The sequence below is a fragment of the Salegentibacter maritimus genome (assembly GCF_016236915.1).
Lineage (GTDB): Bacteria > Bacteroidota > Bacteroidia > Flavobacteriales > Flavobacteriaceae > Salegentibacter > Salegentibacter maritimus.
Window position 1 is genome coordinate 21,705 of record NZ_JAEHOK010000012.1, and the last position, 13,318, is coordinate 35,022.

19 protein-coding genes are annotated in these 13,318 nt (G+C 36.1%); 11 read left to right on the forward strand and 8 right to left on the reverse strand.

Annotated elements, in window-relative coordinates; genetic code table 11:
• Positions 1-19 precede the first annotated feature (19 nt).
• A complete protein-coding gene (locus I6U49_RS10340) occupies positions 20-850 on the forward strand; it encodes a universal stress protein (RefSeq protein ID WP_198628616.1) in 831 nt (276 codons plus the stop codon).
• On the opposite strand, the gene I6U49_RS10345 is transcribed toward I6U49_RS10340, so the two are convergent.
• A complete protein-coding gene (locus I6U49_RS10345; protein ID WP_198628617.1) occupies positions 847-2,370 on the reverse strand; it encodes an AsmA family protein in 1,524 nt (507 codons plus the stop codon). The genes I6U49_RS10340 and I6U49_RS10345 overlap by 4 nt on opposite strands.
• Positions 2,371-2,552: 182 nt before the next feature.
• Here I6U49_RS10345 and I6U49_RS10350 point away from each other — a divergent pair, with 182 nt between their 5' ends.
• The 8 genes from I6U49_RS10350 to I6U49_RS10385 all read left to right on the forward strand — a co-directional run bounded on the left by I6U49_RS10350 (position 2,553) and on the right by I6U49_RS10385 (position 7,539).
• Positions 2,553-2,762 (forward strand): hypothetical protein, encoded by a 210-nt coding sequence (locus I6U49_RS10350; RefSeq protein WP_193711401.1) that lies wholly within the window; start codon positions 2,553-2,555, stop codon positions 2,760-2,762.
• 170 nt (positions 2,763-2,932) lie between these two features.
• Positions 2,933-3,559 carry a metallophosphatase domain-containing protein gene (locus I6U49_RS10355; protein WP_198628618.1) on the forward strand — a complete coding sequence of 209 codons (627 nt, stop codon included), beginning with the start codon at positions 2,933-2,935 and terminating at the stop codon, positions 3,557-3,559.
• A gap of 315 nt (positions 3,560-3,874) precedes the next feature.
• Positions 3,875-4,210 carry a hypothetical protein gene (locus tag I6U49_RS10360; protein WP_193711403.1) on the forward strand — a complete coding sequence of 112 codons (336 nt, stop codon included), beginning with the start codon at positions 3,875-3,877 and terminating at the stop codon, positions 4,208-4,210.
• 217 nt (positions 4,211-4,427) lie between these two features.
• Positions 4,428-4,679 (forward strand): DUF3098 domain-containing protein, encoded by a 252-nt coding sequence (locus I6U49_RS10365; RefSeq protein ID WP_198628619.1) that lies wholly within the window; start codon positions 4,428-4,430, stop codon positions 4,677-4,679.
• A gap of 4 nt (positions 4,680-4,683) precedes the next feature.
• On the forward strand, positions 4,684-5,478 hold the full coding sequence (locus tag I6U49_RS10370; protein ID WP_193711405.1) for an undecaprenyl-diphosphate phosphatase: 795 nt from the start codon (positions 4,684-4,686) through the stop codon (positions 5,476-5,478).
• Positions 5,479-5,496: 18 nt separating this feature from the next.
• On the forward strand, positions 5,497-6,210 hold the full coding sequence (truB, locus tag I6U49_RS10375; protein ID WP_198628620.1) for a tRNA pseudouridine(55) synthase TruB: 714 nt from the start codon (positions 5,497-5,499) through the stop codon (positions 6,208-6,210).
• A 31-nt stretch (positions 6,211-6,241) separates the two neighbouring features.
• Positions 6,242-6,955, forward strand: coding sequence for an energy transducer TonB family protein (locus I6U49_RS10380; RefSeq protein ID WP_193711407.1), 714 nt, complete (start codon positions 6,242-6,244; stop codon positions 6,953-6,955).
• A 2-nt stretch (positions 6,956-6,957) separates the two neighbouring features.
• Complete coding sequence (locus tag I6U49_RS10385) at positions 6,958-7,539, forward strand: DNA-3-methyladenine glycosylase I (RefSeq protein ID WP_193711408.1); 582 nt, start codon at positions 6,958-6,960, stop codon at positions 7,537-7,539.
• A gap of 19 nt (positions 7,540-7,558) precedes the next feature.
• On the opposite strand, the gene I6U49_RS10390 is transcribed toward I6U49_RS10385, so the two are convergent.
• From I6U49_RS10390 to I6U49_RS10405, 4 genes are all read right to left on the reverse strand, one after another.
• Positions 7,559-7,993, reverse strand: a complete 435-nt coding sequence (locus tag I6U49_RS10390; RefSeq protein ID WP_198628621.1) for a hypothetical protein — start codon at positions 7,991-7,993, stop codon at positions 7,559-7,561.
• Between the two features lie 24 nt (positions 7,994-8,017).
• Positions 8,018-8,665: a leucyl/phenylalanyl-tRNA--protein transferase gene (gene aat / locus I6U49_RS10395; RefSeq protein ID WP_198628622.1), complete on the reverse strand. Its 648-nt coding sequence runs from the start codon at positions 8,663-8,665 to the stop codon at positions 8,018-8,020.
• A 167-nt stretch (positions 8,666-8,832) separates the two neighbouring features.
• Positions 8,833-9,207, reverse strand: coding sequence for a DUF3127 domain-containing protein (locus tag I6U49_RS10400; RefSeq protein WP_193711411.1), 375 nt, complete (start codon positions 9,205-9,207; stop codon positions 8,833-8,835).
• A gap of 1 nt (position 9,208) precedes the next feature.
• Positions 9,209-10,087, reverse strand: a complete 879-nt coding sequence (locus I6U49_RS10405) for a flavin reductase family protein (RefSeq protein WP_198628623.1) — start codon at positions 10,085-10,087, stop codon at positions 9,209-9,211.
• A gap of 112 nt (positions 10,088-10,199) precedes the next feature.
• Between I6U49_RS10405 and I6U49_RS10410 the strand changes: the two genes are divergently transcribed.
• Positions 10,200-11,354 carry a sensor histidine kinase gene (locus I6U49_RS10410; RefSeq protein WP_193711413.1) on the forward strand — a complete coding sequence of 385 codons (1,155 nt, stop codon included), beginning with the start codon at positions 10,200-10,202 and terminating at the stop codon, positions 11,352-11,354.
• On the opposite strand, the gene I6U49_RS10415 is transcribed toward I6U49_RS10410, so the two are convergent.
• From I6U49_RS10415 to greA, 3 genes are all read right to left on the reverse strand, one after another.
• Complete coding sequence (locus tag I6U49_RS10415) at positions 11,351-11,761, reverse strand: acyl-CoA thioesterase (protein WP_198628624.1); 411 nt, start codon at positions 11,759-11,761, stop codon at positions 11,351-11,353. The two genes, I6U49_RS10410 and I6U49_RS10415, sit on opposite strands and share 4 nt — an antisense overlap.
• Positions 11,761-12,150, reverse strand: coding sequence for an HIT family protein (locus I6U49_RS10420; protein WP_193711415.1), 390 nt, complete (start codon positions 12,148-12,150; stop codon positions 11,761-11,763). Before I6U49_RS10420 ends, I6U49_RS10415 begins: the two co-directional genes overlap by 1 nt.
• Before the next feature lie 107 nt (positions 12,151-12,257).
• Entirely contained in the window at positions 12,258-12,734 is a 477-nt protein-coding gene (gene greA, locus I6U49_RS10425; RefSeq protein ID WP_193711416.1) for a transcription elongation factor GreA, read from the reverse strand.
• A gap of 119 nt (positions 12,735-12,853) precedes the next feature.
• Between greA and I6U49_RS10430 the strand changes: the two genes are divergently transcribed.
• Entirely contained in the window at positions 12,854-13,285 is a 432-nt protein-coding gene (locus I6U49_RS10430) for a Rieske (2Fe-2S) protein (protein ID WP_193711417.1), read from the forward strand.
• Positions 13,286-13,318 lie beyond the last annotated feature (33 nt).

Sequence of the window (13,318 nt, forward strand, 5' to 3'; positions counted from 1 at the left end):
TAATCTCTTAGAAACATTTATGAAAAAGATCCTCGTTCCAACCGACTTCTCGGATACCGCTGAATATGCCTTAAAAATTGCCGCTCAATTGGCAAAAAAGCACCATAGTGAAATCTATCTTTTACATATGCTAGAGCTACCTATGCAGCTTATAGACCCAGTAGGTAGCGGCAATAACCAAAATTTACCGGAATCGTTGTTTTTTATGAAGTTAGCCCACCAACGGTTTGCCAAGCTAATGGCTAAACCTTTTTTAAAAGATATAAAAGTTCACGAAACGGTAATGTTTCACCAGGCTTTTGATGGTATTATGGAAGTAAGCGAAGAATACAAATGTGATATTATTATAATGGGTTCCCACGGCGCAAGCGGATTTAAAGAAATGTTTATTGGGAGCAATACAGAAAAGGTGGTTCGCTCTTCTAAAATCCCTGTTCTTGTTATAAAAAACGAACACGAAAAGTTTGAAATACAAAACTTTATTTTTGCTACCGATGCAGACACTTACAGCCGAAGCACCCTGGAAGCCGCTTACGATTTTGCAACATTGGCCGAAGCTAAATTTCACATACTTTTTATAAACACTCCTAATAATTTTATTACAAGTAACGAAGTTAGGAAGCGAATAGAAAACTTCGTTTCAGGCACCAGGGTAAAGGACTACAAAATACATATTTACAACGATATAAGTGTAGAGAAAGGAATCCTAAATTTTGCTTTAAAAAAACCAAAAACCTTAATTGGAATTGGCACTCATGGCCGCAAAGGTTTGGCCCATTTTTTTAATGGCAGCATTAGCGAAGATTTGGTAAATCACGCAAACATGCCTGTGCTAACTCTCAAAATTTAGATAAAAGATTTTAAAGCACCATTTCTAATATTTTTCCACAAATAATTCCAAAAAGACCTGGTTTGATCCCGTTGGGTTTTAATATCTCTCTGCTCTTTCTCTGCTGAAGTAGCCTTGTTATTAACAATTAGGTTTGCTAAAGCAGAAAGGAGCTTATTTTTTTCTTTTCCGTCTTCCCGAAGCACCTCAACTTTAAAATCGTTGTAAATCAATTTCATGTCACCTGTGGCACTTTTATTATCTCCCGCGAAATTAAATCGCATATTGTTAATTCCCCCCTGCGCCTTTACGTTTAAAGCCGGCTGTAAAAATTTATTAATCCCTTCACTTGAGATATTATCTAACTGCCCAGAAATTGCAAATGCATCTACAGCACTGGAAATATCAAAATTCCAGTTTACAGTAAGATTAGCCTCCCCCATAAATTGAGTTTTCACATCAATAACTGTTTCAGGAAAATCATTTGCATCCATCCCCATATTGGTAATATTATAAATACTGCCATCTAAATTTTTAAAACTAACCTTGCCAGCCCCCCTTTTTGCACTTACCAATTCTTCATATTCTACATTCAAATTCCGCACTTTAACAGTATCAAGTTTTAATTTAAAAGGCAACTCCCTAATCATTTTACTATACATAGGTTTTCGCCGGGTATCATCCTCAATTCGTTTATCGCGATAAATTTTTATATCGCTATCTTCTATTACAAGTTTATCACTAAGAAGGCTTAGAGAATCATTTTTAAGGTTCCAGTTAAAAGAATGAAAAGTAAATTCATTCAAAATTAAATTGAACCTATCCTTCTCATACGGAATTTGCTGTTGAAATTCCTGCTTACTATATAGAGGCTTAATCCTTAATTTACCAAAATTAAGCGAGTCTCCCTGCATTTCTATTTTCTCTACAAAAAGGTCATGTTCTTCATTAAGATTAAAGAATAAACTATCTGAGACCAACTGAAGGGATTCATAATCAAAAGGAAGCCCCGTTTTTAAAGATTTTCTATCTACGCTCACACCACTCATTTCAAGTGATGTGATGCGAGAAAAAAACTGCTCCTTAAGCGAATTTTCCTTAGTCATTTTAAAGCTACCATCAACAATCTTCAGGGATTTAATAAGCAATTGCTGTTTTACCGAACGTCCTTCCTCCAAACTATCTTCTTCTTTCCCGCTAATTGCGTCTGTAAAAATTGTTACTTCGGGCTTTATAATTTCTAAGCTAGTAACTTCTACATTTTTATTGCTTAGGTACTCCAGAATATCCACGCCCTCTATTCGCACCTCCCTGGCAGTGATTATTACTTCTTCATCGCGATAAACCGCCTTGTTTAAGGAAACACTTCTACTCAGCATACTCGCATTCAAGTCCTTATAATTAAAGGTAGCTTTTTTAAGACTTTCTTCTAGTAATGTTTTTATTTTATGCTCTATAAATAAATTACCTCCAATAATAATGGCCAGGAACATTAAAAGAACACTACTAACACCAAGAACTATTTTAAACCTTTTCTTCAAATTATCATTTTTTTATAATTGAAATTTACAATTTCAAAACACGCAGCGTCCCTGTTTAAGAGTTTTTAACTTAAAAATTTAACCCCAAAGTTTTCTTTGCGTTAAATTTTAGTAAAAGGCCATAAACATCAAATTTTCAATGGTTTTTGATTGTATATTTGCTCTTCAATCCAGTAAAACTCATGATTTTAAAACTAAGCATCAAAGTAATATTTATAGCCGTAGAAATATTTCTGGCGGTGTACAGCTTTACGCTTAGCGATAGTCTGCTTATTAAATTTTTATTTTTTGCAGTAACAGCAGTAATTATAGCTTTTTCTCTAACTAAAATAACTAATAAATTACTCCCTTTGGATAAGGATTATATTTCTTCTGAAGAAAAAAATAATTAGAGCATTTCGGTTATTGCCGATTAAAAAGTTTTTAAATAAATTAGTTGTTTTTCAGGCCACTCCCATTACTACTAACATAAAGCTTTTGCTGAATTAGAATCTAAAGCCTGGAATTAGAATACAAATTTTAAAATCTTTCTAAACAGCTTCTTTTCATTATATTCATTTTTATGAAGCTAATTTGTATTTCAGACACCCATAACAAACACGAACAAATTTCAATTCCCGATGGCGATATATTAATTCACGCAGGAGATATTACCGAAGGTGGTACCGAAAGAGAGGTTCGTAACTTTCTGGAATGGTTTGCTTCCCAACCACATAAACATAAAATATTTATAGCTGGAAATCACGACTTTTATTTTGAAAAAACCTCAGATAAGGAAATTAAAGAAATCATACCAAAAAATGTATCTTATTTAAATGATAATACCGTAAGTATTAACAACATTAAATTTTGGGGCTCACCCATAACTCCCGGAGACGGCACCTGGGCTTTTAATAATAAACAAACGCAGAGTATAAACAAACATTGGGAACAAATTCCAGAAGACACTCAAATTCTCATCACCCACACTCCCCCCTACAAGATTAAGGATATTTTAAAGAATGGGCAGCATGCGGGTTGCGCCTCTCTTTTAAAAATCCTGCAAAAACGCCAAATAAAGATTCATATTTTTGGACATGTTCACGATTCTTACGGTGTCACTTCTATTACAGGAACCAAATTCATTAATGCATCTTGCCTGGACAATAAGGACAGGCATCTACATAAACCTATAGATATCTTAATTTAAGCAAACTACCTTGAAACAAGCTCACGGGGCATTCGTTACAAACAATGTTTAATTTCGAGGCTAGCCATGGGTTATTACACCCCTTTTCGCTGCCAAGAAACACAAAAACTTCTTTTAATCGCTATAGAGAAAGATCTTCAATTCATATGTAAGGCAATTCTTTCATTTGAAACTATTTAAGGTTTAATTAAAAGTAAAAAACCTACTTTAGTCGTTAAATATTTGCTAATCACAGGATTATTAAATGTTTTTTAACAGAGATAAAGAAATCTAAGTGTAATTTAGCCAACGCTAACACCTATAATACCAATAACTATGAAATTAAATCCTAATCCTGATACAACTCTAGATGATTTTAAGAGCTTAATTTCCCATAGTATCTTTCACCTTAAATCAGAAAAAAATTCAAATTACACAATATTGCACCGTGCCATTATTAAAAAATATTTTGACGCCAAAAATGTTCAAATTAATTATAAAAAACACACGGTAGATTTACAGATACCTGTAGGAAAAAGAAAATATACAGGAATTACTTTCGAATGCCAGGATTTAGAACGTTTTCTAAAATCCTGCCTAAAGAAAGATAAGAAAAGTATTCTATTTTATCAGGAGGCGTTAAGTCATTACAACATATACCGGGCAGCTTAGCATTATAAGCTCCCACACTCCATAAGCCGTCTAAAACGTGTATACCTGTCAAACTGAACCGAATTCAGGATGACAATTATAAAATCTTTTAGACGGCTTTTTTATTCGGTTATTATTAGCCACATAGCTTAGGCCTGTCTCACATAAATTGGTTAATTTTGAACTTTTTCAGTAAAAAGCCACAATTCAAACACTTTTGCAGCGTTAATCAGATATTATGAGCAAAAATCAACAACCTACAGATCATAAGAAGTACTTCATTTTTGAAAAAAAGAATTATAAATTTATGTTTATTGGGCTAGCAGTTATTAGCCTGGGGTTTATATTAATGGCAGGTGGCGGTAGCCAAGACCCCAATACCTTTAACCCCGATATCTATAACTTTCAACGCATTAGATTGGCACCAGCCTTAGTGCTTCTTGGCTTCGCCATAGAAGTATATGCAATTCTTTTAAATCCAAAAAAATAATACATTGAACGAATTAGACGCTGCCATTCTTGGAGTTATCCAGGGGCTAACCGAATTTTTACCTGTTTCCTCAAGCGGGCACCTGGAGCTCGGTAAAGCATTGTTAGGCGATAATAGCATACCTAGCGAATCTCTACTATTTACTGTAATTCTCCACGCCGCAACTGCTTTGAGTACCATAGTGGTATTTAGAAAAGATGTGATGGAAATTTTAAGGGGATTTCTAAAATTTAAATGGAACGAAGAGTTTCAGTTTTCGCTCAAAATTGTACTTTCTATGATTCCCGCAGCCCTGGTTGGACTTTTCTTTGAGGAGCAATTAGAAGGTTTATTTGGCGGAAATATAATTTTTGTTGGTTTCATGCTTATCGTTACGGCACTCCTACTATGGCTGGCAGACAAAGCCAAAAACACCAACAAACCGGTAAGCTACAATAATGCCTTTGTAATTGGTGTAGCCCAGGCCATTGCAATTTTACCCGGTATATCCAGAAGTGGTGCTACCATCTCCACATCGGTGCTATTAGGTAACGATAAAACCAAAGCCGCAAGATTTTCTTTTTTAATGGTGGTACCATTAATATTAGGTAAAATTGCCAAAGACCTTCTAGACGGTAATTTAATGGAAAGCACTACCTCTTTTCCGGTACTCGCAATAGGTTTTGCAACTTCATTTATAGCAGGACTTGCAGCTTGCACGTGGATGATTAGCATTGTAAGAAAAAGCAAACTTTCCTATTTTGCGATTTATTGTTTTATAGCAGGAATTGTTTCTATAGCCGTTGCATATTATAATTAGAAACCTCAAACAGCCTTTATGACTACCGCAAGTAAAAAATTTACTCCCGATGATTTTAAGAACGGCCAGATTCTCGTTTTTAATAAACCCCTGGAGTGGACTTCCTTTCAACTGGTAAATAAAGTACGTTGGTTAATTAGAAAAAGTTGCGACATAAAAAAAATTAAGGTAGGTCACGCCGGCACGTTAGATCCCCTGGCAGATGGGGTTTTGGTAATCTGCACCGGAAAATTTACAAAAAAAATTCCCGAATTACAGGGAACCGAAAAGGAATATACCGGCACTTTTACCCTGGGAGCCACCACGCCATCTTTTGATATGGAAACCGAAATTGACAAAACTTTTGAAACCAAGCATATTTCTAAAGAAAACATAGAAGCGGCTGCTCTCCAGCTAACCGGAGAAATTGAACAGGTACCTCCTGTTTTTTCAGCTTTAAAAAAGGATGGCAAACGCCTTTACGAATATGCCAGAAAGGGAGAAGAAGTTAAGGTTAATAGCCGACCTGTCACAATAAAAGAATTTGAGGTTGATGCCTCAAGGTTCCCTCAAGTAGATTTCAGGATAGTTTGCAGCAAAGGCACTTATATAAGAAGCATAGCAAACGATTTTGGCAGGGCACTTCATTCCGGTGCTTATCTTTCGGCATTAAAAAGGACCCGGGTTGGAGAGTTCAACATAAAAAGTGCTTTAGACCTTGAGTCTTTTGAAAAATTATTACCTTCAGCATAAAATAAACCAACTCAGGTTTTGTTTTATAGCAATGGATTTTTTTGAAAAACATAAAGCACTTATTCTTACCCTACTTTTTTGTTCGGTTCTAATCCTTGGACTTTATAATTTCAACCTCTCTCAAAAGAAAGATTTTGAACAACAAATGTTAGTAGACCTGGAAGAATATATTAAAACCAAAGAATCTAAAGAAGAAAACCCAAAAGAAGATCCCGAGCCAAAAACCAACCAGAAATCACCAGAAACTCATAGAGCTTTTAACGAAAATCAAAAGGCTAGAGAAGAAAATTTTAACCGGGAACTGGACAAGATTTTAGAGAAAAACAGCCGCAACCAGGAAGAAAGTTCAGAAAAAGAATCTTCATCCAACACAGAAGGAAGCATAGCTACCGGAGAAAAAAAGGAAAACAAAAAACGATCAGACGGGGATGATTCTTCCAGAAACATTTCAAGCCAATCGGGAAGTTTAAGAAATAGTTCTATCTCGTTTTCCCTTCGTGGTCGAAACGCGGTTTCTATTCCAAACCCTATATATACCTGCGATACCCCTGGGAAAATTGTAGTAAATATCACTGTAAATACCCAGGGAAGGGTAACCAGCACTGCTATAAACAAAGCAAGTTCTAACTCAAACAATGAATGCTTAACCGAAAAGGCATTATCCTATGCTAAAAATGCTGTATTTTCGAAGTTAGCGGGCCGAAATGCACAACCCGGCACAATCACCTATAATTTTAAACCCTAATAATGAAAAAACTAAACCGCTGCGGATGGTGTGAAGGCGATGCTCTTTATGAAGCATATCACGATGAGGAATGGGGCGTACCCATATATGACGATGCTACTATTTTTGAATTTCTTATACTCGAAACCTTTCAGGCCGGTTTAAGTTGGATTACCATTTTACGAAAACGCCAAAATTTCAGGAAGGCATTTGATGATTTTGATTATAAAAAAATTGCAAACTATTCCGAAGAAAAAATTCAGGAATTACTTCAAAACCCCGGAATTATACGGAATAAACTAAAGATTAGGGCTACCGTAACCAATGCTAAGGCTTTTATAGAAGTTAAAAAAGAATACGGAAGTTTCAGCAAGTATATTTGGGGGTTTGTTAATGAAAAACCTATTCAGAATACACTAGAAAATTACAAAGAAGCCCCCGCAACTACCCAAATTAGTGATAAATTAAGTAAAGATCTAAAAAAGAAGGGGTTTAAGTTTACAGGACCTACCGTAATATATGCACATATGCAGGCTACGGGAATGGTGAACGATCACGAAACCTCTTGTTTTAGGCATTCAGAGGTAAAAAAACTGGGGAAATGACTCTATATCTTTATCACTCTTATCTCAATTCGTTGGTAACAGTATAGCTATAGTCTACTAAAACAATTTCTCCTGAACCATCTGGGTAAACCGCTTCTTCATATTCTTCATCAATTTCCTGAATATCTTCAAATTCTTCCACACAGGTTCCACCTGCTACAATTACAGGGCAGTGAGCATCTTCCCCATACTCAAGAATACTCCAGGTCATTTCATCTTCCTGCCCTTTATAAGCTAAATTTACCCGAGAATAACCTTCCACATCAAAAGAAGAATTATTAGTATGGGTAACCCTATAACTTAAGGTTATTGTACCTTCGTATTCATCTCTTTTATACTCAAAATAATCTAATTCAGATATAATATTAACCTGTTCAGGTTCTTTAGGCTCATTATTAGAAGGTTCACAGGCCAATATTGTTATTAGAAATAGGCAGCCAAATATTTTTTTCATTTAGATATCTTTTTATCTATAAATTTATGAAGAAAAACCTAAATAGCTAAGAAATTCATCTCGCGGAATTTCTTCGGCACCCAGGCTTTCTAAATGCCTTGTATAAACCTGGCAGTCTATAAGTTTTATTCCCTCTTCTTTTAACTTATTAACCAATGTAATAAAGCCGTATTTAGAGGCATTGCTCACCCTGGTAAACATACTTTCACCACAAAACACATTTTTATCTTTCAGATAAATCCCATAAAGACCGCCAACTAAATCCCCGTTCTCCCAAACTTCTACAGATTGCGCTATATTAAGTTTGTGCAAACTGTTATAACTTGCTATCATCTCCCGGGTAATCCAGGTACCATGCTGACCATCACGCCTTATTTGAGCGCAGGCTTCTATTACCGCGTTAAAGTGTGTATTAAAGCTTACTGTAAACTTCTTTTTTCTAAGCAACTGTTTCATGCTTTTAGAGACTTTTAATTTTTCAGGAAAAAGCACCATTCTAGGATCCGGGCTCCACCACAGCAATGGCTGTGAGGCATCATACCAGGGAAAAATACCATGATTATATGCATAGATTAATCTTGAAATACTTAGGTCTCCCCCAATAGCCAATAAGCCCTGTTCATCTGCTTCAGTAATGGGTGGAAATTTTTCGTTTGGCTCTAAATAATGCAATTAAATGGTTTTATAGGTTTGTGAGGAAATGTACAAAAAGAAAAAGCTTAGCCCTCTTAATAGGATGCTAAGCTTTTTATAATTGGAATTGTTTTCTGCTTTGATGTTAAACCTTAAAAAATAGAATTTTTTAAGATAACCTCATTAATTTTCTTTGAAGAAAATCTCTAGAATGGAAGATCGTCATAATCTTCTTCATTTAGATTATTTGCCGGTTCAAAATTATCTGGTGGTGGCACATTTTGCCCTCCGGTTGGCTGCTCTGCCTGTAAATTCTCTATTCTCCACCCCTGAATAGAATTAAAATATTTTGTTTCTCCTTGTGGGCTCACCCATTCTCTACCTCTTAGGTTAATTCCAATTTTTACAGGCTGCCCCACCTGAAAATTGTTAAGCAAGTCTGTCTTGTCCTGTACAAACTCCACCATAAGATGTTGCGGATATTGCTCCTCGGTAGTCACTACCATTTCTCTTTTTCTAAAACCGTTATTCCCAAAGGTTTTGGTTTCCCCTATCAATTTAATTTTACCTTGTACTTCCATCTTAATCTGTTTTTGCTAATAATAATTTCCAGGCAGCATCAACATTGTTCTTTTCTAAAAACAACTGTGCCTGTGTATGAATATCTTCTTTGTTGCTAGTTTTTACCAAATCTGCCAAATCTTTATTTTCGGCTATAAAACTGTTAATTTGTTTTCTTTGAGGGAGGGCTTCTACATTACCCAGTTTCCCTAAATCGTTCCCGGTTAGTATTTTACTTTCCCTAATTTCAGCCGGGATCGCATCTACTCCTATCCCGAGGCTTGAAAGTGGTTTTGGTACCTCGAACATTCCCGGGTTGGCACGGGTATACCAGTTACCACCCATTCTTGCTACGAGATCTATTTTATGCTGATCTATAAAACCATCTTCATCTAGAATGTGTTCATTAATATGCATTTTAAGAACCTCACAAATCACCAGGTTTCCGGCACCTCCTTCCTGGCCGGTCTCAATAACCTGCTTTACTTTACATTCAAATTGCACCGGAGACTCCGCTACTCGAAATGGCCGTACCAGCTCAGACTTCAACATTGAAAAGCCAGCTTTTTCAAATTCATTTACACCTTCAGCATACTCGGTACTTGAAAGGGACATTTGCTGAACAATATCATAATTCACAATATTGATCACCACCTCATCTATATCTTTTACATTGTTGTAAGTATGCTTTACCGTATTATCACGACCTCTTCTGGCAGGAGAAAAAATTAGCGTAGGTGGATTAGATCCAAAAACATTAAAAAAACTAAATGGCGATAGGTTAGGACGGCCTTGAGCATCTATAGTACTGGCAAAGGCAATGGGCCTTGGCCCAATAGCTCCCAACAAATAACGATGAAGTTTTCCTGTACTAACCTCCTTAGGATCTATAGTAAGCATACTTATTTTTTGGCAAAGGTAACGAAACCATTAGGGAATGAAAAGCCGGGTTATGCAATAAAATTCGTTTAAAAACGCTTATCTTTAAATCTTTCAAAGCTTAAAGGCCTTTATGAACTTTACAGACGAACGTAGCTTTAATCGCTGGTTTATTATTATTTCTTGTTTTATTGTTGTGGGTCTGGTATTATGGAACACCAGTATTTTTTTTCAACGTTTAAAAGAAGACGAAAGGGCAAAAATGAGCGTGTGGGCTAAAGCACAGGAAGCCCTGGACAGGGAGCCCCCTCCTGAAGATGCCGATTTAGATCTTATTCTTGAAATTTTAAACAACAATACATCCATACCCATTATCCATACTGATGCCGATGGAAAAATTGCCTATACCACTAATATAGACCCCGGTAAGCTGGAAGATACAGCACGTGCAAAGAAATTATTAGCCGACCTGAAAGATGAAAACGAGCCCATAATTATCAATCTTGGAAATGGAGAGAAACAATATATCTACTATGGGAACTCTCCCGTTTTAAACAGCCTTAAATATTATCCCGTAGGCCTTGTACTTATAGGGTTCCTGTTTATTGGTGTAGTCTATTTCTTTTATACCACTACTAAAAGTAGCGAGCAGAATAAGCTTTGGGCCGGGATGGCAAAAGAAACGGCACACCAAATTGGCACCCCCTTATCCTCCCTTATTGGCTGGACAGAAATCCTGAAGCAGGAGAATGTAAATACTACCTACATAGTAGAAATGGAAAAAGATATTTCGCGTCTGGAAACCATTACAGAGCGATTTTCTAAAATAGGCTCTGCCCCCATTTTGGAAGAAACAAATATCATTGCAGCCACCCAACATAGTTTTGATTATTTGAAAAGCAGAAGTTCAAAACTTATAGCGTTTAGCATTGATGTTCCCGAAGGAAGCATACCTGTAATGCTAAATCAGCAGCTTTATAGTTGGACTATAGAGAACCTTGTAAAAAACGCTATAGATGCTATGCGCGGAAAAGGAAAATTAAACATCAGCATTCAGGAAGATCAAAAATGGGCACATATTTTCATTAAAGATACAGGCAAAGGGGTAGAAAAAAATAAATTCAATCTCATTTTTGAACCCGGCCATACAACCAAAAAACGAGGTTGGGGCCTTGGTTTATCTTTGGCAAAAAGAATTATTGAAAGCTACCACCACGGTAGGATTAAAGTAGCAGAAAGCGAAATCAACAAAGGCACTACTTTTAAAATTTCGCTTAGAAAAATTTAGAATCCAGAAAGCTTTTCCCGGAGATTTGTGGGAATTGCGCAACTCCTGTTTTTATTAAAATCGTAACATACCACCACATCTTTAGCCTCGGCACAAACAGCGTCTTCTTCATCTAGAATTAAATGTTTTAAGCCGAAACTGCTATTCTTAATAAAATCCAGTTTAGTTTTTACAATGGCCTTACCGGGATAATACAGCGACTTTTTAAAATCACATTGGGTTGAAACCAACATAGTCCCCATATTGGTTTCTTCATACATTTTGTAAATCCCCGACGCTTCCCAGAAATTTACCCGGCCAGATTGCAGATAACGCATAAACGAAATATTATTTACATGCTTATACATATCTAAATCGCTCCAATCTATTCTTAATTGGAGCGTTAATTTATAGTCTTCAATCTTCATTACAGGTTCACGTGAATAGAAGATGCCAATTTTTTAAACTCCTCGTCTTCCATTTTAATACTTTTAGAGAAATCCATATCGCTCATCGAGTTAAGCGGAATAAGGTGTACGTGTACGTGCGGCACTTCCAGGCCAACCACTGCCATTCCAACGCGTTTACATTCTATTGTTTTCTCTAAAGCAATAGCTACTTTTCGGGAAAAACGCATCAATTCCTGGTACACCTCTTCTTCCAGGTCAAAAATCTTATCTACCTCTTTCTTAGGAATACAAAGAACATGGCCTTTTGCATTAGGGTTTATATCCAGGAAAGCCAAAAACTGACTATCTTCTGCTACTTTATAGGCAGGGACTTCACCTTTTACAATTTTTGTAAATAAACTAGACATAATACATATTGAATTAGTTGGTTATTTTATTAAATATAAAATCCTTTTCACAAAAACCTGGTTAAAGGTATTGGAAAAGGATTTTTAAAACTGTTAAAACTGAAAATCTACTCTCTCCAGATCTCCAGAACCTTAAATTTCATGGTACCACTTGGCACGTCAATCTCTGCGATATCACCAACTTCCTTGCCCAATAAACCTTTTCCTATAGGGGAGTCTACTGAAATCTTACCCGCTTTAAGATCGGCCTCACTTTGAGCTACCAATTTATATTTTACTTCCGCACCATTGGTTTGGTTCTTTATTTTTACATGGGAATGTACCAGCACTTTCGAGGTGTCTAATTGAGACTCGTCTATAACCCTTGCATTTGCAACCACTTCTTCCATTTTAGAAATCTTCATTTCTAAAAGGCCCTGTGCTTCTTTTGCTGCATCATATTCGGCATTTTCACTCAAATCTCCTTTATCCCGGGCTTCGGCAATAGCTTCTGAAGCTCTTGGCCTTTCTACATCACGTAAATGGTTTAGTTCGTCTTTCAATTTTTTAAGCCCCTCTTTCGTATAATAAGATACTTTGCTCATAACTACATCGTTTATATAAATAGAAAAAATCCCATAACGCGACGGGATTTAATTAACAAATATAATAAATTTACACCTTGAAAACAATAATATTATTTAGCGAAATATTTATCGATCTCATGAAAAAAAGGCTTATTTTACTTCTATTTTCAATATTTTTTAGCGCGTGCTCCCCAAATGATGATAATTCGCATAACAACCCTAACCTTATCAATTTAAATTTTAGGCTTCAGCTAAATTTAGATTTCCCAGAATATAATGATCTTCAATATCCCGGTAATAGCTTTGTAACTTATAACCAGGGCATACGTGGTGTTGTGGTTTACAACATAAACAATACGCAGTACACTGCTTTCGAGCTAAGCGACCCTAATCATCCGCCAAACAATTGTTCGGCCATGACTGTTGAAGGGGTAGTTGCTACCTGTAATTGTGAAGATGCCAATGCTTATAATATAATTACGGGCGAATTACTGGAAGGTGATGGAAAGTATTCTATGAAGCCTTACCGAATTGAACGCCGCGGAAACAACATAGAGGTTTATAATTAAAAACCTCTCCCCTCCCATAAAAAAGAAGGAGAG

Bases quoted from the DNA above. Each gene is read 5' to 3' on its own strand.
- I6U49_RS10340 (WP_198628616.1), top strand. From the start codon at position 20: ATGAAAAAGATCCTCGTTCCAACCGACTTCTCGGATACCGCTGAATAT.
- I6U49_RS10350 (WP_193711401.1), top strand. From the start codon at position 2,553: ATGATTTTAAAACTAAGCATCAAAGTAATATTTATAGCCGTAGAAATA.
- I6U49_RS10355 (WP_198628618.1), top strand. From the start codon at position 2,933: ATGAAGCTAATTTGTATTTCAGACACCCATAACAAACACGAACAAATT.
- I6U49_RS10360 (WP_193711403.1), top strand. From the start codon at position 3,875: ATGAAATTAAATCCTAATCCTGATACAACTCTAGATGATTTTAAGAGC.
- I6U49_RS10365 (WP_198628619.1), top strand. From the start codon at position 4,428: ATGAGCAAAAATCAACAACCTACAGATCATAAGAAGTACTTCATTTTT.
- truB (WP_198628620.1), top strand. From the start codon at position 5,497: ATGACTACCGCAAGTAAAAAATTTACTCCCGATGATTTTAAGAACGGC.
- I6U49_RS10380 (WP_193711407.1), top strand. From the start codon at position 6,242: ATGGATTTTTTTGAAAAACATAAAGCACTTATTCTTACCCTACTTTTT.
- I6U49_RS10385 (WP_193711408.1), top strand. From the start codon at position 6,958: ATGAAAAAACTAAACCGCTGCGGATGGTGTGAAGGCGATGCTCTTTAT.
- I6U49_RS10390 (WP_198628621.1), bottom strand. From the start codon at position 7,993: ATGAAAAAAATATTTGGCTGCCTATTTCTAATAACAATATTGGCCTGT.
- I6U49_RS10400 (WP_193711411.1), bottom strand. From the start codon at position 9,207: ATGGAAGTACAAGGTAAAATTAAATTGATAGGGGAAACCAAAACCTTT.
- I6U49_RS10405 (WP_198628623.1), bottom strand. From the start codon at position 10,087: ATGCTTACTATAGATCCTAAGGAGGTTAGTACAGGAAAACTTCATCGT.
- I6U49_RS10410 (WP_193711413.1), top strand. From the start codon at position 10,200: ATGAACTTTACAGACGAACGTAGCTTTAATCGCTGGTTTATTATTATT.
- I6U49_RS10415 (WP_198628624.1), bottom strand. From the start codon at position 11,761: ATGAAGATTGAAGACTATAAATTAACGCTCCAATTAAGAATAGATTGG.
- I6U49_RS10420 (WP_193711415.1), bottom strand. From the start codon at position 12,150: ATGTCTAGTTTATTTACAAAAATTGTAAAAGGTGAAGTCCCTGCCTAT.
- greA (WP_193711416.1), bottom strand. From the start codon at position 12,734: ATGAGCAAAGTATCTTATTATACGAAAGAGGGGCTTAAAAAATTGAAA.
- I6U49_RS10430 (WP_193711417.1), top strand. From the start codon at position 12,854: ATGAAAAAAAGGCTTATTTTACTTCTATTTTCAATATTTTTTAGCGCG.